This is a genomic window from Haemophilus parainfluenzae (genome assembly GCF_014931395.1).
In the GTDB taxonomy this organism is placed as follows: Bacteria; Pseudomonadota; Gammaproteobacteria; order Enterobacterales; family Pasteurellaceae; genus Haemophilus_D.
In genome coordinates this window covers 745670-766218 of record NZ_CP063120.1, presented here as the reverse complement: position 1 = coordinate 766218, position 20549 = coordinate 745670, and the positions used below count along the sequence as shown (strand labels likewise).

Here is a 20549-nt window from a genome sequence, read left to right as displayed (position 1 = left end):
ACCACTTTGACTTGTTATGCTATCTATAGTGATATTTCTACAGAAAAATGAATGTGAAATTATAAGGTTTACTTAGAATAATCACCTTTGGAAACAAAAGCGCGGTCAAAATTTCTTGTGTTTTTGACCGCACTTTTACTTCATCAATCAACTATACTGCTGCCGATACTTCTCTAAATTATCTTGAAAATGCTGAATGTAGTATTCGATATCTTTTTCTGGGTAGCCAAGAATTCGGCCGATTTCACGTTCAACTTTTGGATCAAAACCATTCACAGTGCTTGCGGGAAGTAACACTTCCATTTGTTCAGCAAGTGCAAGAGATTGAGGTAAATAGACAATAAAATCGGTTAAGCAAACATCATTGACATGACGTTGCACTGTTTTTGAATGAAGCATTCCTAGCTCAAGATAAGGGAGAAAGGCGTCAGGAATACCGAGCTCCTGATTGAATAATGCCACTTGCTTTTCGCCCCTTAACATTAATTCCAGCTCCTTGCCTTCATGCGGCCCAAGAATACCTTTTTCCATAAGAATATTCCTTTCGTTGAAATAAAAAAGGGGATTGGATGATTGACCAGATCCCCTTCATTGTACGCCTATTTGGCCACAATGTTCATCTAAATGACGAAATTATTTTTTCCAATTTTTCAACGCATCGGCAAAGGCATTCCCCATCGCACTATTTCCTCTAGGATGACGATCTTGGCGAGGTGCATTACCTCTTGGTTTTGCACTTAAAGTGCGGTCAGATTTGCCGTCATTTTTGACCGCACTTTCATCTAATCGCATCGTTAACGCAATACGTTTACGCGGCACATCCACTTCTAAGACTTTCACTTTCACGATATCGCCAGTTTTCACCACTTGATGTGGATCTTCTACGAATTTATCGCTTAATGATGAAATATGTACTAAACCGTCTTGGTGAACACCAATATCCACAAATGCGCCGAAGTTGGTCACATTAGTGACGGTACCTTCTAAAATCATACCTGGTTTTAAATCGGTGATTTCTTCCACGCCCTCTGCGAATACAGCGGTTTTAAATTCACCACGCGGATCGCGCCCCGGTTTTTCCAACTCTTTGAAAATATCTTGAACGGTTGGTAAACCAAATTGCTCATCAATGAATTGTTTTGCATCAAGCTGACGTACCACACCCGCATTGCCCATTAAATCTTGGATAGATTGTGCTGTCGCTTGCAAGATTTTTTCGACCACAGGGTAAGCTTCAGGGTGAACCCCTGAAGCATCAAGTGGATTTTTCCCGCCTGCAATACGCATAAAGCCCGCACATTGCTCAAAAGCTTTTGGTCCTAAACGTGGTACTTTTTTCAATTCTGCACGGCTTTCAAAACGACCATTTTCATCACGATATTCCACAATGTTTTGCGCTAAGGTTTTTGTCATCCCCGCCACGCGAGCAAGCAATGGCGCCGATGCCGTATTCAAATCCACACCCACCGCGTTTACACAGTCTTCCACCACAGCATCAAGTTTACGCGCAAGTTGGGTTTGGTTTACATCGTGCTGATATTGCCCTACACCAATGGCTTTCGGTTCGATTTTCACTAGCTCCGCCAATGGATCTTGTAAACGACGAGCAATAGACACCGCTCCACGTAAAGATACATCTAAATTCGGGAATTCATTTGCGGCAAATTCAGAAGCAGAATAAACGGACGCCCCCGCTTCGCTCACTACAACGGTTTGCGGTTTATTTTCTTTGATTTCTTTAATCACTTCTTTCGCAAAACGTTCAGTTTCACGAGAAGCGGTACCGTTACCAATGGCAATTAATTCTACGTTATGTTTGCGGATCAAGCTGAAAATCACCACTTGCGCTTCAGCTTCACGCCCCGTGTGTGGATAAATGGTGGTGGTATCTAATAATTTACCTGTGTTATCCACCACAGCGACTTTAACACCTGTACGTAAGCCTGGGTCCAAGCCCATGGTACTTTTCGCCCCAGCCGGTGCAGCCATTAAAAGTGCGGTCAGATTTCGAGCAAAAACATCAATGGCCTCTTCTTCCGCTTTTTCACGTAAACTTGCCATTAATTCCGTTTCTAAATGCAACGAAACTTTGATTTTCCATGTCCACGCAATCACTTGCTCACGCCATTTATCTGCAGGCTGTCCCGTGAAACGGACATCTAAATAATCACGAATAATTTCTTCACAATAGCTTTGACGACCTCCCTCTTCCGCATCAGGATCCGCATTTAAGCTTAATTGTAAAATACCCTCATTACGTCCACGGAACATGGCTAATGCACGATGAGAAGGCACATTTTTCAATAATTCTTGGTGATCGAAATAATCTTGGAATTTTGCACCTTCCGTCTCTTTGCCTTCGATCACTTTGGATACAATAACGGCATTTTTCGCTAAATAATCACGTACTTTCGCTAATAAGCCCGCATCTTCAGCAAAACGCTCCATTAAAATATAGCGTGCGCCATCAAGTGCGACTTTAGTATCTGTTACACCTTTATCAGCATTTACAAATTCCGCTGCTGCCGTTTCAGGATCATTCTTTGGCTCGTTCCAAAGTAAATCAGCCAATGGTTCAAGACCGGCTTCAATCCCAATTTGCCCTTTCGTGCGACGTTTTGGTTTATATGGCAAATACAAATCTTCTAATTCAGTTTTGCTTTGTGTCGCATGGATTTTGTCACGCAATTCATCAGTCAATTTCCCTTGCTCTTCAATAGATTTCAAAATGGTTTGACGACGATCTTCTAATTCACGTAAATAAATTAAACGGGTTTCAAAATGACGAAGTTGAGTGTCATCCAAGCCACCAGTAGCTTCTTTACGGTAACGAGCAATAAATGGAATGGTGTTACCATCATCTAATAATTGAATGGCGGCGAGGATTTGTTGGGGTTGAACAGTTAATTCTGCCGCAATAATTTGGCTAATTTGTTGATTTAACATTGTCATACTTCTTTGTTATTAAAGGATTCGATAAAAACGGGAATAGAATACTGGTTTTAGACAACAGGCTCAAATATAATTCAAAAAAATTTCTTTTATTTTCATTATGGCAAAATCAAATTACATTACTCGTCAAGGCTGGCTTGCGCTTGACCAAGAACTTAAATTTTTGTGGAAAGAAGAACGCCCTAAAGTTACTCAAGCGGTTTCAGATGCCGCGGCTCTAGGTGACCGCAGTGAAAACGCAGAATATATTTACGGCAAACGTCGTTTACGGGAAATTGATCGCCGTGTGCGTTTTCTTTCTAAACGCTTAGAAGTGCTACAAATCGTGGATTACCACCCGAAACAAGAAGGTAAGGTGTTTTTTGGTGCCTGGGTTGAGCTAGAAGATGAAGAAGGCGAAGTGAAGCAATATCGCCTTGTCGGCTGCGATGAATTCGATCCCGCTAAAAACTGGATCTCCATTGATTCTCCCGTCGCTCGTGCCTTAATCGGAAAAGGTGTTGATGATGAAATTCATGTTGAGACACCCTCTGGTAAAGTGGTGCTCTATGTGAACCGAATTTGGTATGAAAAATAGCGAAAGCGAAATAGAAAAAACAAAAGAGCGGTCAAAATTGACCGCTCTTTTTTCAAGCATTTCAAGATTAGAATGTCATACCAAAACGAATGCCTAAACCTTTTTGACGACCAGCATAGCCTTGTAAGGTTGTATTAAATTGTTTACCTGTAAGTTTATAATCTACCCCAGCTTCCGCAATAGTTGTACCACCTTTCATTGTTGGCGTTGGTAATGCATAACCTTGGTATTGTGCACGTACATCACCATTCCACTCACGTTCATAAGCCACACCAAAGTGCATACCTAAATTGTTTAAATTATGGTTATACTGCACACCCACGCGACCACGTTTAGAGCGAACTGATGAGAAATGGTAAGTTTCACCAGAACTTAACTTCGCTTCATCACCTGAAGTATGTGAATAAAAATATTTCACATAGGTGTCTAAGGAGTTATTCTCACCTAACTGCCACACTTTACCAAAACCGACATGGCTAGCAAGATAATTTGCATTGCTCTTATATCTTACACCTGTACCATTTGCGTGAACGAAGTCATCACTACGATAATCATTCCATACGCGTCCTGCACGTAAACTTACTTGTGCATATAGGCCATTATTCCATAAGTAATTGCTAAATACATTTGCACCAAGATTCCAGGCTTTACCTTTACCTTTTGTACCGTCATCTAAATGAGTTGTATAATGGCTATAGCCATATTCAGCCGCTACACCATATAACCAATTGCCAGAAACACTCGGTTTATTCCAAGCATAGCCTGCATCCAATGTAACCCCTTTCAAGTTAACATAACTTCCAGTCGTAATATCACGATCAGTTGCACCAGCCTGAACAAACCCGCTTTCATTTGCACCAGTTTGGTTTAAATTAGCGTCTTGATACAACGAATTCAAACCTCCAGCAAGATAACTTGCCCCATTATTAACTAACGCAGGTGCAACTAAACGACCTTGTACTAATGATTTAGTTTTTGGATTTACTGTTGTAATTGATGCTGTATCTGTATTCACCACTGGATTATTTGTTGTTGCCGTTGTATTGGTATTTACAACCGGTTTAGTTGCTGTTTCTGTTGTATTGGTATTCACAACTGGTTTAGTTGGAGTTCCCGTTGTATTGTTATTCTCAACCGGTTTAGTGGTTGTATCTGTAACTGGCGTAGTATTTTGTTGATTATTACGTTTAAAGGTAAGATCTAGATTTTTATTGTCTTCTGTCAGCGCAATACTCGCTAAATCATGCGTTAAAGTAATGCCTTGATACACATTTCCTTTACCACTCCAGTATAATCCGTCTTTAGCTTTAATCAAATGTACCACATCACCAGAATGTAAATTCGCATTGCCTGGCACATAAGCATTCATTGTTGTATTACCTAGATCAAGATACAACGTAGAAAGATTTAGAGCCGTATCGTTATGACGAACATTTTCAGGTAAATAGAAATTGATGGTATCGAAATTTAACACTTCCTCAGCTGTCAGTTTATTCATTTCAATACCTTCTCTGGCTGTACCTAAATTAAGTACATTACCTTTTGAATTAAAGCTAGTGCCACCTACGATATTTTTATCTACGGTTCCGGCAAAAAGCGTCACTGTGTTATTGCTAGACTCACTTTGTGCTGAACCTCCGCCAACACCGCCAATATGAAAGCCTTTATCTAGCACTATTGTGTTATTGTTTGCCGTTGTTAATGCATTACCACCAATAATAATACCCGCTACTTTAGCATTCTTACCTATCAGTACCGTGTTATTATGTGCATTCCCCTCACCAGCAACCGCAGAATAAGCATCACCACCTGTCACAAAATTAGCTACTAAATTTTTACCAACTTGAACGGTATTATTCAATACATTACCCGATGCTGAACGTGCACCATAAATCTCCCCCGCTACCGCATCTGCTCCAATTGTTACGGAATTATTGGCAACTTTTGAACTTTCCCACCCTTCAGCACCACTTACAAATACGGTATGACTGCGCTCTCCAATAGTTACTCTGTTATCAGTGGCCACATTATTTTTGCTAAAAACCGCATTGGCAACCCCTCCATATATCCAGGCTATTTGAGCATCATCACCAATATGAACAATATTTGAGTTTGCTTCTTGACTCATGAAATCAGACTTCACAGAAGCCCCGCCCCCCTCAACAATACCACCATTAGCGAGTGAAACTTCACGCCCAACTTTAACACCATTACCAATAATGACTTCATTAAAAGAAGAGGTTTTTCCACCGTCACCACCACTTACCGAAGAAGTGATATTAGAAAGGTCACCAATATGCACGCTATTACTCGATGCACTCACGTTATTCGCAACTGATTTATTATAGGAGCCTCCTGAGCCGCCAATCACACTACCAATAACAGTGGTATTTGTACCAATACGAACAGCATTAAAATCTGAGTGAGATTCAATTGATGTACCGCCCCGAACACCACCGCCATTTCTGCCCGTACCGATTTGAGCATTATTCCCAATTACTACTTCATTATGATTCGCTTCTTTTTCGCTCGTAAAACCACCATAAACGCTTGATGTCACATTCGCACCATGCGCTATATTTACACGGTTATTATTTGCGGTGCCATCTGCAAATCCACCAAAAACAGCACCGTCATTTTTTTGATTTAAACCAACTGAAGCAGAACAACCATTTGCGTTTTCAACCTTAATAAGAGAAGTGTTGTGACAACCGTAGAGATCTTCGGCTTGAGCTGATGTGGAAAATATCCCCATAAGGATACAAGTTAGAGCGGTTAATTTAACCTTTAATGCCCCACCACCCAAAGAGGTGTTTTTGTTTTGAATATGCATAGTTCACCTTAAATATGAAGTTAATAAAATACCGTTATATAAAGCCAGTCATTGAGTACTACATTCACTAGAATTAAAAAACGAATAATAAACAAGACAATCACTAAAAATATCTCACAGAATACTTTATCAAATCAGTCAGACTTTATCAACATAAAAAAGAAAAGATAGAGACAAAATAGAAATAAAAATCAAGAAAACCCGAAGAAAAAATAAAATACCTCAATAAAACAATGATTAATAAGAATAATAAAAGTTAAAAATCATCTCTAATACACAATCAAAATAACAAAATATATTTCCTTACTATCTTTAAGGAAATAAATCAAATAAGATTTATGCATAATAAACTTAAGAAAGTTTGTCAAAAAAAAGAGCAGTCAAAATTGACCGCTCTTTTTTATTCTATCAATCGGATAAATTATGCTTTATCACCAATTAATACAGACTCTAACGCAATTTCAATCATATCATTGAAGGTTAATTGACGTTCTTCCGCAGTAGTTTGTTCGTGTGTACGAATATGGTCTGAAACGGTACAGATACAAAGTGCTTTTGCACCATATTCTGCTGCCACACCATAGATACCAGCCGCTTCCATTTCTACGCCTAAGATGCCGTATTTTTCCATCACATCAAACATTTCAAAATCTGGTGTGTAGAAGAGGTCTGCAGAGAAAAGATTCCCTACGCGAACAAGCTTACCTTTTTCTTTCGCTGCTTGAACCGCTGCTTGTGCCATATCAAAATCAGCAATCGCTGCAAAATCGTTATCTTTGAAACGGATACGGTTTACTTTTGAATCGGTACATGCACCAAGACCAATGATAACATCACGTACTTTAACGTCCATACGTACGGCACCACAAGAACCAACACGGATGATTTTTTTCACCCCGTATTCAGTAATTAATTCTTTCGCATAAATTGAGCAAGATGGGATACCCATACCGTGACCCATAACAGAGATACGACGACCTTTATAAGTACCGGTATAACCCAACATATTGCGAACGTTAGTCACTTCTTTCGCATCTTCTAAGAATGTTTCAGCAATATATTTTGCACGAAGCGGATCGCCTGGCATTAATACAACATCTGCAAATGCGCCTTCAGGAGCATTAATATGTGGAGTCATTGTTTTTTCCTCTTGTTGATAAATAAAAAATCATTTAAGCAAACGTTTTCGCCTGCTTTAAAATACAACACCACGAACGATTCGTGGTGTTGAGAGATAAAGTGCGGTCAAAATTCACCACATTTTAATTACATTGCTACGCCGCTTAACTCGATGAATAAACCTGCGATAGTCGCACTCATTAAGTTAGCTAATGTACCTGCGACAACTGCTTTTAAACCTAAGCGAGCCACATCACCACGACGATTTGGTGCCATACCACCGATACCGCCGATTAAGATTGCGATAGAGCTGAAGTTAGCGAAACCACATAATGCGAAAGTAATGATGGCTTTAGTTTTTTCACTTAATACAACTGCTGTATCTGGTTGTAAGTATTTCGCGAACTCTAAGTACCCCACGAATTCGTTCACCGCTAATTTCATACCAATCATTTGACCCGCAATTGCAGATTCATCCCAAGATACACCAATTAAATACGCTAATGGTTTGAAGATCCAACCAAAGATTGATTGTAATGTTAAATCACCGTAACCGAACCAGCCGCCTACGCCACCTAAGATACCGTTAATTAAAGCGATTAAACCCACGAATGCGATTAACATCGCACCTACGTTTAACGCTAATTGCATACCTGCACTCGCACCACCTGCCATTGCTTCAAGCACGTTGGTTGGTTTTTCGCTATCATCCGTTTCAGGTTGTTTATCGTTAAATTGTTCAGTTTGTGGGAATAAAATTTTCGCAAATAATAAACCTGCTGGTGCAGCCATGAAAGATGCTGCGATTAAGTAAGTCAATGGTACGCCCATTCCTGCATAACCTGCCATTACTGAACCCGCGATAGAAGCTGTACCACCCGCCATAATAGCGAACAATTCAGATTGGGTCATATTTTTAATGTAAGGGCGAACCACTAAAGGTGCTTCAGTTTGACCAACGAAGATATTCGCGGCTGCAGACATTGATTCTGCTTTAGATGTACCTAACGCAGCTTGCAATGCACCACCAATCACTTTGATGACCACTTGCATGATGCCTAAATAGTAAAGCACCGAAATTAAACCAGAGAAAAAGACGATGATTGGTAACACTTTCACCGCAAAGATAAAGCCGGCATTTGAAGGATCTGCTAAGCCACCAAAGACGAAGTTAATCCCTTCATTACCATAAGCGATAACATTTGATACACCATTTGCTGTCGCTTGTAATGCATAACGACCAAACGGCACATACAAAATAAGGGCCGCAAATCCGATTTGGATCGCCAAAGCCCCTAATACAGTACGTAAATTAATCGCCTTACGATTATTTGAAAATAATACGGCAATGACCAGTAATACGACAATGCCTAAAACGCTACCTAAAATACCCATTTTTTTCCCCTAGGTTGGTTAGATAAGTAAGTGAATAAAATTGTCCTATTCTACTTGTTTTTCGGTAAAAAGTCGGAATATTTTTACTACTTTTTGGCATGTTTGCTTATAAAATGGTCACAATTTTGGTCAGACCACAAGATTTCGCATAGTTTTCAAGTGCTTGGGTCTGTTCAACAGTTGGGACATAAGGCGTGAGTCCTTCGGCGTCTCGTGCACCTTTTGTGTGCATTCGGATAATTTTGAACAACACATCCGGATAGTCTTTCAATAAGGACGCGACTTTTTCCACCAACTGTTCTGCATCAAAAAAATTTGCCACATAAACTAACCGCACTTCTTCCACTTTATTTAATGGCAATAATTGCGCCAAGTTCTTCAAATTGCGATCTAAATTTTCTTGTTTGATATGTTGATGAGTAGGAATAATGTTTTGAGGGACAATGCCTTGCCGATTTTGCCTATCAAAGCACAAACTTTGCAAGCCAAGCCCTTCTCCTTTCAGGTCAAAGAGAAATTTGTCTGTGACATCAATTAAAGGACGAATTGCGTCAAATTCAAAGAAACCACTGCTATCTAAATAGCAAGTTAGCCCTTCCTCACGTAGTTTTTGAAACAATGGAACGAGCTTTTTATGATGAATGGTGGGTTCACCGCCAGAAACGGTTACGCCACGAATGAAAGGAACTGCATCCATTACTTGCTCATACAAATACTGCAGGCTGACTTGATGAGCGCCTTCTGCATAACGAGGAATGGTTTCTGGATTATGGCAATAAAGACAGTTTAACTTACAACCTTGTAAGAAAATACTGGTACGATTCCCCTGCCCTTCTACATTAGAAAAAGGAATAATACGATGCAGGGGAACATAAATATCAGAAAGTGCGGTCACAAATAGCGCTTTTTTCTAGAGTAAGTTATCACTTACACAAGCTTCATTTGGAAAATCACTAATTCCGCTTGGCAGCAGAATGTGAAAACCGCTTTAAGTACATATCCCTCTTCAACCTGTTGAATTTCAGATTGAATTTGGCAAGGTTCACTTTCTACATCACGTGCTTTTAATGTGAAATATTCCAATGCGCCTTCTGCATCTTGACGAGTCGCGTAAAACTGTTCGATAGGGAAACTACAATCACTGTTATCAAACAATGATTTCATATCGAAAGTATTACAGCCTACACATTCAATAGGTTTTTCTGTTTGAATGGCCATCTTTTTCTCCTTATCTAAAAAAGCCGTGATATAACACGGCTTATTAAGTTTAAAATTATTTTGCAGCGACAAAGCCGACGGCTTCGTACACTTTGGCAAGGGTTTCTTTCGCTCTTGCACGGGCTTTTTCTGCACCTTGACGTAAAATCTCGTCTAAAAGTGCTTCATCGTTACGATATTGATAGAAACGTTCTTGTAAACCCGCAAGTAAGTTTGACACTTCGTCAGCCACCGCTGTTTTTAAGTGTCCATACATTTTGCCTTCAAATTCTTTTTCAAGGTCTGCCACAGATTTATCCGTTACTGCAGAAAGGATATCTAATAAGTTAGACACGCCCGCTTTGTTTTTCACGTCATAACGAACAACAGGCGGTTCATCAGAGTCTGTCACCGCGCGTTTGATTTTTTTCGCTACCGATTTAGGATCTTCAAGCAAGGTCACCACGTTATTGCGGTTATCATCTGATTTAGACATTTTTTTATCAGGATCTTGCAAAGACATAATACGCGCACCTGCTTTGCCTAAGAAAATTTCAGGAATCGTGAAAATATCACCATAAAGCGCATTAAAACGAGCGGCAATATCACGGGTGATTTCTAAATGTTGTTTTTGGTCATCCCCTACCGGCACGCTTTTCGCTTGGTAAAGTAAGATATCTGCTGCCATTAAAACCGGATAATCAAATAAACCCACGTTAATATTTTCAGCATAACGTGCTGATTTATCTTTAAATTGAGTCATACGGCTCATTTCACCAAAATAGGTGTAACAGTTTAACACCCAGCTTAGTTGAGTATGCTCTGGTACATGAGATTGCACAAAGATCGTGCTTTTATTCGGATCAATGCCACAAGCCAAGTAAAGGGCGAGCACATCAAGAGTCGCTTTGCGAAGTGCTACAGGGTCTTGACGTACCGTGATGGCATGTAAATCCACCACACAGAAAATACACTCATAATCTTCTTGCATTTTCACCCAGTTGCGAAGTGCACCTAAATAATTCCCGATAGTTAATTCGCCGGAAGGCTGCACGCCACTGAATACAATTGGTTTTGTCATTGGTTATCCTTTTATTCTGTAAACTGAATTGGCGCTATGATAACAAAAGATAGGGCGTTTTTTAATGATTGAGTTCAAAACAATGTGTAAAAATGCTATATTACGCCAAAAATTTCTGCAGCTCACAATTTATAATCCCAATGAAAAATTATAATGATATGGCTCTGGCACTTGCCGGTGTTTGTCAATCAGTCTTATTAATCAGTCAATTAGCACAAAAAGGCGAAGTTGATAACCAAGATGCATTCCAAACGACCATTCATTCTCTTCTCATTACTCAACCTGAAGATACATTAGCCGTATTTGGCGGTGATGTTCAACATCTTAAAGTGGGATTAAACACGCTTATTGAGCAACTCACCCAATTAAACGACAAAAATTTATTAAACTACTGGGGCAGCTTGTTAGCGTTAGAGAGCAAATTAAACAAACAACCTGAAATCAAACAAGAACTTGGCCGCCGTATTGCCCGTTTACCGGAACAACTTGCTTATCACGACAATCAATTTGATGATGAGATGTTTTCTATCATGGCAAACATTTATGTCGATACGATTAGCCCTTTAGGCAAACGCATCCACATTATTGGTTCGGCATATCATTTGCAGCAACAAAGCGTGCAAGACAAAATTCGTGCGTGTTTACTTGCCGGCATTCGTTCTGCCGTTTTGTGGCGTCAAGTCGGCGGCAGCAAATGGCAACTGTTGTTTCATCGTAAAAAATTAGTGCAAGCGGCACGACAACTCTACTTAACTTTAAATTAATCCTTGGAGAACTCTTATGCAACTTTCCGCATTAACCGCTCTTTCCCCGATTGACGGTCGTTATCAAGATAAAGCCACCGCATTACGTGGTATTTTCAGTGAATTTGGCTTGCTCAAATTCCGTGTCACCGTGGAAGTACGTTGGTTACAAAAATTGGCGGCGACCGCTGAAATCCAAGAAGTTTCTTCTTTGTCCAAAGAAGCAAACGATTACCTTAATAAAATTGTGGAAGAATTCAGTCTTCAAGATGCTGAACGTATCAAAGAAATTGAACGCACTACGAATCATGACGTAAAAGCAGTTGAGTATTTCTTAAAAGAAAAAAGTGAAGTTTTACCAGAATTAGCCAAAGTCTCTGAATTTATTCACTTTGCTTGTACCTCGGAAGATATTAACAACCTTTCTCACGCCTTAATGTTAAAAACAGCACGTGAAGAAGTAATCTTACCGGAATGGCAAAAACTGATTGATGAAATCACTCGTTTAGCAAACGAATACAAAACCATCCCATTACTTTCTCGTACACATGGTCAACCTGCCTCTCCTAGTACTGTAGGTAAAGAAATGGCAAACGTGGTTTACCGTTTAAAACGCCAATTCAAACAACTCCAACAAAATGAAATCTTGGGTAAAATCAACGGTGCTGTGGGTAACTACAATGCGCATTTATCAGCTTATCCAAATATTAACTGGCATAAATTCAGTGAAGAATTCGTCACTTCATTAGGTTTAGATTGGAACCCATACACTACTCAAATTGAGCCACATGATTACATTGCTGAATACTTTGATGCCGTGGTTCGTTTTAATACCATCATCATCGACTTCGATCGTGACTTATGGGGTTACATTGCGTTAAATCACTTTAAACAGCGCACTATTGCAGGTGAAATTGGTTCATCTACCATGCCACATAAAGTAAATCCTATCGATTTCGAAAACTCAGAAGGCAACTTAGGTTTAGCCAATGCGGTGATGACTCACCTAGGTCAAAAATTACCAATTTCTCGCTGGCAACGTGACTTAACCGACTCCACTGTATTACGTAACTTAGGTGTGGGTTTAGGTTATTGCTTAATTGCATATGCCGCAACGCGTAAAGGTATCAGCAAATTAGAAGTGAACGAACAACATCTCCGTGATGAACTCAACCAAAACTGGGAAGTTTTAGCTGAGCCAATTCAAACCGTGATGCGTCGCTATGGTATTGAAAAACCATACGAAAAATTAAAAGAGCTGACTCGTGGTAAACGTGTTGATGAAAAAGCAATGCGTGAATTCATCGAAAAACTGGATATCCCAGCCGATGAAAAAGCACGTTTACAACAACTCACTCCTGCAACCTATATTGGTGCAGCCATTGAGTTAGTGGAAAAACTTTAATAAAGAAAAGGGCAGCTTTTCATGCCCTAAAAAATCAAAGTGCGGTCAAAAACATCTTAGATTTTGACCGCACTTTTTTATTTCTTCTCTTACCTATTGCATCATTCACGCTTAATAAACAGTAATCGCGCGTGATCATACACCCAATTAAAAATAAAGGTATAAACGGTCACCATCACCGTTAAGCTGAAATCCATCATAAAAGCTGTAATCCAATCCACTTTTAAAAAGTAAGCAATGATCGGCACGGTGAAAATAAGCAAACCGCCCTCAAATGAAATGGCATGTAAAGTACGAAATATCACACCACGCTTTTCTCGCGGGCCCGTGAAAATTTTATCGAGGAAATAATTAAAGATCATATTCCATAGCATGGCGGTTAAGGAAACCAGTACCATGGACCCAAAGAGAATAGAAACACTTTCTTCTGTAAAGAAATACAAAGCAAAAACAGAAAGCAACACAACCGTGGTTTCAAACAAGATTGCGTGAAAAAGTCGCTCAAGAAAACTCATTTGTCATCCTTTACAAAGCAAAAGTGCGGTCAAATTCACCGCACTTTTCATCAATATTTGATTAATTGGTTTTTAATTTATTCCAATATTTTTCGTAAATATCAACCGCTTCACCCACATCACCTTGCATAATGCCTTTTTCAATGTTTTCAGCAGATGGGAACAAGGTTGGATTATTCGCCATTTCAGGTGAAAGTAACGCTTTCACACCTTCGTTTGGCATAGAGAAGCCCATTTTTTCAACCACTAATTTCGCATTTTCAGGGCGAAGTAAGAAGTCGATAAATTTATAAGCGCCCTCTGTATTTTTCGCACCTTTTGGAATCGCGTAGTTATCCATCCAGAAAATCGCGCCTTCTTTTGGGTACACAAATTGGATACTTGGATTTTCTTTGTGTGCTAAATAAGCTGAACCATTCCATAACATACCGATAGAAGCTTCACCTTGAACAAACGGCACTTCTGGCGAATCAGAGTTAAAGGTCACCACATTTGGTAACAATTTCACTAAGCGCTCATAAGCCGCTTTAATGTCTTCTTCATTCTTAGTGTTCGGTGATTTACCATCTAAAAGTAATGCAATGTGGAACACTTCACGCGCATCACTGGTTAATAACACTTTACCTTTAAATTCCGGATTCCAAAAATCAGCCCAACTCGTAATTTTGCTTGGGTCAATATCATCCGCATTTACGCCGATACCAGTTAAGCCATAAACGTAAGGCAGAGAATATTTGTTATTTGGGTCAAATTCCTTGTTTAATAAATTTGCTGGAATTTGTTTAAAATTACTTAATTTGCTGTGATCAAGCTCTTGTAACATGTCTTCTTTCGCCATTTTGTTGACGTAATAGCTTGATGGGAAAACTAAATCATAACCACTACCTGTACTAGAGGTCAGCTTCAATTTAGCATACATTTCTTCATTACTTTCAAATGTTGAATAAATCACTTCAATGCCGGTTTCTTTGGTAAATTCCGCAACCAAATTAGATGGCACATAGTCAGTCCAGTTATAAACATAAAGTTTTTCAGCAGCAAATGCCGCAGAGGTTGCGACGAATGCGACCGCAGACAGACAAAGTGATTTAATGTATTGAACAGCATTTTTTTTCAATTTATTGACCTCCTCAGGACAATCAAAATAAACCTAAGCAATCGTTTACTTATGTAAACTCGAAGGAGTATAGCACCTTTTTTGCAAAAGGTTTGACATATTTTCCCATCAGGGTAAGATTTCGCTTATCTCTATTTTATGTTAATCAGTCATCAACTATGCTCGAATTTGCTCATCAAGAACACGTCAAATCTTATTATCTCGATAGTCGAAATCAAACCTTTGAACTGCCGCCACTCACTCAGCAAGAAGAAGCGGATGTTTGTGTCATCGGTGCGGGCTTCTTTGGTTTATCCGCCGCCCTTGAATTAGCAGAAAAAGGCAAAAAAGTGATTGTTCTAGAAGGTGCGAGAGTTGGATTTGGCGCATCTGGTAGAAGTGGCGGTCAAGCCATCAACGGTTTTGAAGAAGGCATTGATGAATATATTGCTCAAGTAGGCTTTGATAAAGCGAAGCAACTTTGGGATATGTCACTCGAAGCCATTGATATTATTGATGAACGCATTGCGAAATATGGCATTCAATGCGATTGGAAAAAAGGTTATGCCACATTGGCGTTAAATGAACGTCGTATGGACGATCTCATTGAAATGGAAAAAGCCAGCCACGCAACTTTTGGCTATGACAAAATGCAACTTTGGGATAAAGCCAAACTGAAACAACATCTAGGCAGCGATATTTATGTAGGCGGGTTATACGATAGCAATTCTGGTCACCTACACCCATTAAATTATTGCTTAGGTTTAGCAAAAGCCTGCTTGGATTTAGGCGTACAGATTTACGAACAATCGCCCGTTGTGGATTTAATAGAAAAATCAGGTTGCATTGAAGTCAAAACCGATAAAAGTGCGGTCATTTCTCAAGATGTTATTTTAGCCACCAACGCTTATATTGATGCGCTACCAAAATCCATTCATCGAGGCATTAATCGTAAAATTTTGCCAGTAGAAAGCTTTATTATTGCAACCGAACCTTTAGATCAAGCCACGGCTGATTCAGTAATCAATAATGGTATGTCTGTTTGTGATAACAATATCTTGCTCGATTACTATCGTTTGAGTGCAGATAACCGCCTATTATTCGGCAGTGACTCAAGCTCCGAAAAAGATATGGTGCAAATTATGCGCCGCAATATGCTGCATGTTTTCCCACAATTAGAAAATGTCAAAATTGATTATGGTTGGGCAGGACCGATTGATATGACAATGAACGCTACCCCACATTTCGGGCGTATCTCACCGCATATTTATTTTGCGCAGGGCTATTCTGGTCATGGTGTCGCACTAACCGGGCTTGCGGGACGTATTATTGCCGAAGCAATTTTAGGCAATGACGAACGTTTGAGAATTTTTGAAGGATTGAAAGTGCCTTCGTTTTACGGTGGAAAATCCCTCAAAAACTTAGCCACCAAGATCGGCGTACTCTATTACAAATTCCTCGATCGTTATCGTTAATCAAAAAAAGCAAAGGCGTGTATCAAACACGCCTGTATTGTTTCGATGACATTTAAGGTTTAATGTCTCGTAAAATAGGATTTTGCATGGAAATCAAGGTTTCCGTTGATTGAATTTCATCAATTAACTGGATCTTAGTCGCCAACACGGAATGTAATTCAGCAATGGTGTGTGTCATCACTTTGATAAAAATAGAATAATTTCCCGTGGTATAATAGGCTTCCACCACTTCATCAAAGGTCTCTAGCTTTTTAATCACTTTTTCGTAATCTTTTGCGCTTTTCAAAATAATGCCAATAAAGCAGCACACATCATAACCCAGTTTACGCTCATCAATAATCGCTTTTGTGCCTTCAATCAGACCAGACTGACGCATTTTCTCTACGCGAACATGAATCGTACCTGGGCTCACGCCAAAGTTTTTGGCCATCTCTGCATAAGGTGTACGCGCATCTTTAGTCAGCACACGGAGAATTTGGCGATCAAGTGTATCGATATTGTTCATAAAACACTCCTTATTAGATCTTTTTCAAAATATCTTCTTTATTTTTGATAATATTCAACATTTAAAACAATGTAAAGAAATTACTTGAAATAATTTGTCATTTTATTGAATAATGCTCAACAAATCTTACCAGTTATTATAAAAAGAAGGATAAATATGAAAAAGACGTTTATTTTACAACAACAAGAAATTAGCTTTGTGAAGAACACCTTTACTCAAAACTTGATTGAACAACTTGGCATTATCGAAGTACAAGGTCCAATCCTTAGTGAAGTTGGCAACGGTATGCAAGATAACTTATCAGGCATTGAGAAAGCGGTTCAAGTAAACGTGAAATGTATCCCAAATGCGGTTTATGAAGTGGTTCACTCATTAGCTAAATGGAAACGCCATACTCTCGCACGTTTCCATTTCAAAGAAGGTGAAGGCTTATTTGTTCATATGAAAGCATTACGTCCAGATGAAGATTCATTGGATCAAACTCACTCAGTTTATGTAGACCAATGGGACTGGGAAAAAGTGATTCCTGAAGGTCGCCGTAACTTTGCTTATTTAAAAGAAACGGTACGTTCTATCTATCGTGCAATCCGTTTAACTGAATTAGCCGTAGAAGCTCGCTTTGACATTCCATCAAGCTTACCGAAAGAAATCACCTTCGTTCACAGCGAAGATTTAGTGAAACGCTACCCGGATTTAAGCAGTAAAGAACGTGAAAACGCCATTTGTAAAGAATATGGCGCCGTGTTCTTAATTGGTATCGGTGGCAAATTGTCAGATGGTAAACCACATGATGGTCGTGCACCAGACTACGATGACTGGACAACTGAATCAGAAAACGGCTACAAAGGTTTAAACGGCGATATTTTGGTGTGGAACTCTGAGTTAGGTAAAGCGTTTGAGCTTTCTTCAATGGGTATTCGTGTAGATGAATCTGCATTACGTTTACAAGTTGGTTTAACCGGTGATGAAGATCGCTTAAAAATGGATTGGCACCAAGATTTATTAAACGGCAAATTACCTCTCACTATCGGTGGTGGTATCGGTCAATCTCGTATGGCAATGCTTTTACTTCATAAAAAACACATTGGTGAAGTGCAATCAAGCGTATGGCCAAAAGAAATGTTAGAACAATATCAACATATTCTTTAATCGAAAGAGAAAATAAAAAAGTGCGGTGAAATTTCACCGCACTTTTGTTTTTTGGAAAGATTAATTAATCTTGCAATGGCCCGCAGTTAAACATTGGCAATCCCATGGTTTTTAAGCTGTCACGATAAATACCCAGCAAGTCTTTCTCCGTAATTTTTTGTAACTGATCTAACGGTTTATCTAATGCGGCGACCGTTTCAATCACAAGACCTTGTGGACCGGATTCTTGTGTAGCAATTTCAAATAATGCTTGTCCACGACGAACATGGCTACCTGAGCTAATCAACACGGCATGTTTGATTTTGTGTTTCGCTAAAGAGTAACGAGAGAAAAGCGCATTTTCGACTGTTGAACGTGCATAGTTGTCCGAATAAATACGGCTTGCATCCACGCCTTTCTCAATTAACCATTGCTTCATTAAATCCCCTTCGGTTTTATTGTTTTGCGGTACTCCGCCTGTCACAATAATTAACGTATCTGGATTTTGATTTGCAATTTCTAAGGTTTTTTCTAAACGTTGCACTAAAATATCATGCATGCTGCCATCTGGATTTAAAGCGTATCCCAACGTAATAATCGCCGATTGCGCCGGTAACTTGGTTTCGAGTTTATCGGTAATTGGCTGGTTAGCCGCTTTATCAATCACCGCAAAAACTTTTTCTAATTTGCTCGCACTTTCAGGTGAAAGTTGTTTTAAGCGTTCTAAATGTTTTGTCGCTTCCGCTTGGTTGCCTTTAAAACGATTCCATGCAGCCAAGTAAGTATGAGCTTTCACATCATCTGGCGCCACATCAAGCACTTTTTGATAAAGCTCAATGGCTTTATCGGTATTGCCGTTATAAATATTAGCATTCGCTGCACCAAACAAAAAATCCACACGATAAGGCTCAAGCTTATACGCTTCTAATAAAAGATCCGCAATACGCTCCATATTGGAAGGAAGTTTCGCGGTAAAACCTGCATTTGAAACACGAGCGGGCGAGTTTTGGATTTTCACCGCTTGTTCAAGCAACTCATCCACAACCTGTCTTTGAGTAAGAAGTTGTTGATAATTTAATTGAGGCTCAAGTACTTTCACTTCTGCCGTGCTGGCGAAGCTGTTTACTGCAAGAGATGAAAGCACAGCAAGTAAAGAAACCTTGAAGATTTTTTGCATAATAGATTCTCCATATTGGATTGAATAACAAAAAGAGCGGTCACTTTTTTATCAGTTTCCGCTCTTTTCACTAAGCTTGATTCATCGACATACACAATAACGTCAATGGATGGATACAAGTCACATTAGATGACATATCGATCTGCCATTTACAAGTTTGGCATTCAGAGATCACGTAATCAAATCCGCCAGCATTGATGTTATCGAATAAGTTTTTACCGATAGATTGGGAAACCTCGTAGTTTTCTTCTTTGAAACCGTATGTTCCTGCAATACCACAACATTGTGATGGTAACATCACCACTTCTAAACCTGGAATTTGTTTTAACACTTCCAAGGTGTATGGTGCCCACCCCGCTTTATCTACGTGACACGCAGTGTGATAAGCCACTCGCAATTTCAATGGTTTAAGCGGTAAGGTTTTACCTTCTTTAAAGAGTTGATATAAGAATGGTGTCACCATGTGGATATGCGGACGAACTTTCGCATTATCGATACCTAAAATATGATGATATTCATCACGTAAATTTAAGGCACAACTTGATGCTTCACTGATCACATCCAAGCCATTTTCATCCACCATTTTGCCAATGTAATCGGTGTTAAATTGCGCAATTTTTTTCGCACGTTCAGGGAATTGGTTGACACTTAATGGCAAGCCGCAGCATTTTTCTTTTTCCAATAACACCACGCCAATGTCCATGGCATTAAACACTTGAATAAATTCTTTACCCAACTGTGGATTATTGTAGTTCACATAACAACCGTGATAATACGCCACTTTGCGTTCGAATTTTTGTTGGCTTTCCAACATTTTTTTCATATACCAGCTGCGGAACGTACCAAAGGAATATTTCGGTAACGTACGATGACGGCTGATTTTTAACGCTTTTTCCAACACAAATTTTGTCGCTTTCAAACCAGTGATGGTATTCACAATCGGCGCAAGCGGTGTATTAAGTGAACCCATAATATCGGTGTTACTTAAAATCGCATCACGTAATTTTTGCACAGCCGGTTTATGTTGTTGAGCAAGGTATTTGTTTCTTGCGCGAACGATAATGTCACCAATTTTTACATCAGACGGACACGCAATTTCACAACGTTTACAGTTAGTACAGTATTTCAATGCTTCATCATAAAGCTCGGCTGATTTTAAGCGTAAACGCTCACCATCCGGGCCCGATTGTTTTGGACCTGGATAGTTTGGATTTTGACGCGAAACCGGACATACCGCTGTACACGCCGTACATTTAATACAGCTCTCAAAGCTTTCATCAAAGACATGATGATGTTGTGGTGCATTAAGGGATTGTTTTGCATTTTCAATTAATTGTTGAATGTTCATAAC

General features: G+C 39.4%; 18 protein-coding genes. 5 read left to right on the top strand and 13 right to left on the bottom strand.

The window, feature by feature from the left end; all coding sequences use genetic code 11:
* Positions 1 to 147: 147 nt before the first annotated feature.
* Complete coding sequence (locus INP94_RS03770) at positions 148 to 531, bottom strand: hypothetical protein (RefSeq protein WP_049362435.1); 384 nt, start codon at positions 529 to 531, stop codon at positions 148 to 150.
* A gap of 102 nt (positions 532 to 633) precedes the next feature.
* Positions 634 to 2946: a Tex family protein gene (locus INP94_RS03765; RefSeq protein ID WP_197544265.1), complete on the bottom strand. Its 2313-nt coding sequence runs from the start codon at positions 2944 to 2946 to the stop codon at positions 634 to 636.
* A gap of 106 nt (positions 2947 to 3052) precedes the next feature.
* On the opposite strand from INP94_RS03765, the gene greB reads away from it, so the two are divergent.
* A complete protein-coding gene (greB, locus tag INP94_RS03760; RefSeq protein ID WP_005697419.1) occupies positions 3053 to 3529 on the top strand; it encodes a transcription elongation factor GreB in 477 nt (158 codons plus the stop codon).
* A gap of 67 nt (positions 3530 to 3596) precedes the next feature.
* Here the strand turns inward: greB and INP94_RS03755 are convergent, their stop codons facing one another.
* The 6 genes from INP94_RS03755 to trpS form a co-directional block, all read right to left on the bottom strand.
* Complete coding sequence (locus INP94_RS03755) at positions 3597 to 6362, bottom strand: autotransporter outer membrane beta-barrel domain-containing protein (protein WP_197544067.1); 2766 nt, start codon at positions 6360 to 6362, stop codon at positions 3597 to 3599.
* Positions 6363 to 6783: 421 nt separating this feature from the next.
* Complete coding sequence (gene deoD, locus INP94_RS03750; protein WP_197544066.1) at positions 6784 to 7500, bottom strand: purine-nucleoside phosphorylase; 717 nt, start codon at positions 7498 to 7500, stop codon at positions 6784 to 6786.
* A 128-nt stretch (positions 7501 to 7628) separates the two neighbouring features.
* Positions 7629 to 8876 (bottom strand): NupC/NupG family nucleoside CNT transporter, encoded by a 1248-nt coding sequence (locus INP94_RS03745; protein WP_197544065.1) that lies wholly within the window; start codon positions 8874 to 8876, stop codon positions 7629 to 7631.
* A 106-nt stretch (positions 8877 to 8982) separates the two neighbouring features.
* A complete protein-coding gene (locus INP94_RS03740; RefSeq protein WP_197544064.1) occupies positions 8983 to 9771 on the bottom strand; it encodes a 4Fe-4S cluster-binding domain-containing protein in 789 nt (262 codons plus the stop codon).
* A gap of 32 nt (positions 9772 to 9803) precedes the next feature.
* On the bottom strand, positions 9804 to 10094 hold the full coding sequence (locus INP94_RS03735; protein WP_049385111.1) for a YfcZ/YiiS family protein: 291 nt from the start codon (positions 10092 to 10094) through the stop codon (positions 9804 to 9806).
* A 55-nt stretch (positions 10095 to 10149) separates the two neighbouring features.
* Positions 10150 to 11154: a tryptophan--tRNA ligase gene (trpS, locus tag INP94_RS03730; RefSeq protein ID WP_049367590.1), complete on the bottom strand. Its 1005-nt coding sequence runs from the start codon at positions 11152 to 11154 to the stop codon at positions 10150 to 10152.
* Between the two features lie 140 nt (positions 11155 to 11294).
* Here trpS and hflD point away from each other — a divergent pair, with 140 nt between their 5' ends.
* A complete protein-coding gene (gene hflD / locus INP94_RS03725; protein ID WP_005694773.1) occupies positions 11295 to 11918 on the top strand; it encodes a high frequency lysogenization protein HflD in 624 nt (207 codons plus the stop codon).
* 16 nt (positions 11919 to 11934) lie between these two features.
* A complete protein-coding gene (gene purB / locus INP94_RS03720; protein ID WP_197544063.1) occupies positions 11935 to 13302 on the top strand; it encodes an adenylosuccinate lyase in 1368 nt (455 codons plus the stop codon).
* 101 nt (positions 13303 to 13403) lie between these two features.
* Here purB and INP94_RS03715 read toward each other — a convergent pair whose 3' ends face one another.
* Positions 13404 to 13817 (bottom strand): PACE efflux transporter, encoded by a 414-nt coding sequence (locus tag INP94_RS03715; RefSeq protein ID WP_197544062.1) that lies wholly within the window; start codon positions 13815 to 13817, stop codon positions 13404 to 13406.
* Between the two features lie 61 nt (positions 13818 to 13878).
* Positions 13879 to 14934 (bottom strand): extracellular solute-binding protein, encoded by a 1056-nt coding sequence (locus INP94_RS03710; protein WP_197544061.1) that lies wholly within the window; start codon positions 14932 to 14934, stop codon positions 13879 to 13881.
* A 158-nt stretch (positions 14935 to 15092) separates the two neighbouring features.
* Between INP94_RS03710 and INP94_RS03705 the strand changes: the two genes are divergently transcribed.
* A complete protein-coding gene (locus tag INP94_RS03705) occupies positions 15093 to 16388 on the top strand; it encodes an NAD(P)/FAD-dependent oxidoreductase (protein ID WP_197544060.1) in 1296 nt (431 codons plus the stop codon).
* 52 nt (positions 16389 to 16440) lie between these two features.
* On the opposite strand, the gene asnC is transcribed toward INP94_RS03705, so the two are convergent.
* Positions 16441 to 16893: a transcriptional regulator AsnC gene (gene asnC, locus INP94_RS03700; RefSeq protein ID WP_005694780.1), complete on the bottom strand. Its 453-nt coding sequence runs from the start codon at positions 16891 to 16893 to the stop codon at positions 16441 to 16443.
* Positions 16894 to 17049: 156 nt separating this feature from the next.
* On the opposite strand from asnC, the gene asnA reads away from it, so the two are divergent.
* Entirely contained in the window at positions 17050 to 18042 is a 993-nt protein-coding gene (gene asnA / locus INP94_RS03695; RefSeq protein WP_197544059.1) for an aspartate--ammonia ligase, read from the top strand.
* Positions 18043 to 18106: 64 nt separating this feature from the next.
* On the opposite strand, the gene INP94_RS03690 is transcribed toward asnA, so the two are convergent.
* Together INP94_RS03690 and glpC are read right to left on the bottom strand one after the other, a co-directional pair.
* Positions 18107 to 19198 (bottom strand): YdcF family protein, encoded by a 1092-nt coding sequence (locus INP94_RS03690; RefSeq protein ID WP_197544058.1) that lies wholly within the window; start codon positions 19196 to 19198, stop codon positions 18107 to 18109.
* Positions 19199 to 19268: 70 nt separating this feature from the next.
* Positions 19269 to 20546 (bottom strand): anaerobic glycerol-3-phosphate dehydrogenase subunit GlpC, encoded by a 1278-nt coding sequence (gene glpC / locus INP94_RS03685; protein ID WP_197544057.1) that lies wholly within the window; start codon positions 20544 to 20546, stop codon positions 19269 to 19271.
* Between the last annotated feature and the right edge of the window lie 3 nt (positions 20547 to 20549).

Bases quoted from the DNA above. Each gene is read 5' to 3' on its own strand.
- INP94_RS03770 (WP_049362435.1), bottom strand. From the start codon at position 531: ATGGAAAAAGGTATTCTTGGGCCGCATGAAGGCAAGGAGCTGGAATTA.
- INP94_RS03765 (WP_197544265.1), bottom strand. From the start codon at position 2,946: ATGTTAAATCAACAAATTAGCCAAATTATTGCGGCAGAATTAACTGTT.
- greB (WP_005697419.1), top strand. From the start codon at position 3,053: ATGGCAAAATCAAATTACATTACTCGTCAAGGCTGGCTTGCGCTTGAC.
- INP94_RS03755 (WP_197544067.1), bottom strand. From the start codon at position 6,362: ATGCATATTCAAAACAAAAACACCTCTTTGGGTGGTGGGGCATTAAAG.
- deoD (WP_197544066.1), bottom strand. From the start codon at position 7,500: ATGACTCCACATATTAATGCTCCTGAAGGCGCATTTGCAGATGTTGTA.
- INP94_RS03745 (WP_197544065.1), bottom strand. From the start codon at position 8,876: ATGGGTATTTTAGGTAGCGTTTTAGGCATTGTCGTATTACTGGTCATT.
- INP94_RS03735 (WP_049385111.1), bottom strand. From the start codon at position 10,094: ATGGCCATTCAAACAGAAAAACCTATTGAATGTGTAGGCTGTAATACT.
- trpS (WP_049367590.1), bottom strand. From the start codon at position 11,154: ATGACAAAACCAATTGTATTCAGTGGCGTGCAGCCTTCCGGCGAATTA.
- hflD (WP_005694773.1), top strand. From the start codon at position 11,295: ATGAAAAATTATAATGATATGGCTCTGGCACTTGCCGGTGTTTGTCAA.
- purB (WP_197544063.1), top strand. From the start codon at position 11,935: ATGCAACTTTCCGCATTAACCGCTCTTTCCCCGATTGACGGTCGTTAT.
- INP94_RS03715 (WP_197544062.1), bottom strand. From the start codon at position 13,817: ATGAGTTTTCTTGAGCGACTTTTTCACGCAATCTTGTTTGAAACCACG.
- INP94_RS03705 (WP_197544060.1), top strand. From the start codon at position 15,093: ATGCTCGAATTTGCTCATCAAGAACACGTCAAATCTTATTATCTCGAT.
- asnC (WP_005694780.1), bottom strand. From the start codon at position 16,893: ATGAACAATATCGATACACTTGATCGCCAAATTCTCCGTGTGCTGACT.
- asnA (WP_197544059.1), top strand. From the start codon at position 17,050: ATGAAAAAGACGTTTATTTTACAACAACAAGAAATTAGCTTTGTGAAG.
- INP94_RS03690 (WP_197544058.1), bottom strand. From the start codon at position 19,198: ATGCAAAAAATCTTCAAGGTTTCTTTACTTGCTGTGCTTTCATCTCTT.
- glpC (WP_197544057.1), bottom strand. From the start codon at position 20,546: ATGAACATTCAACAATTAATTGAAAATGCAAAACAATCCCTTAATGCA.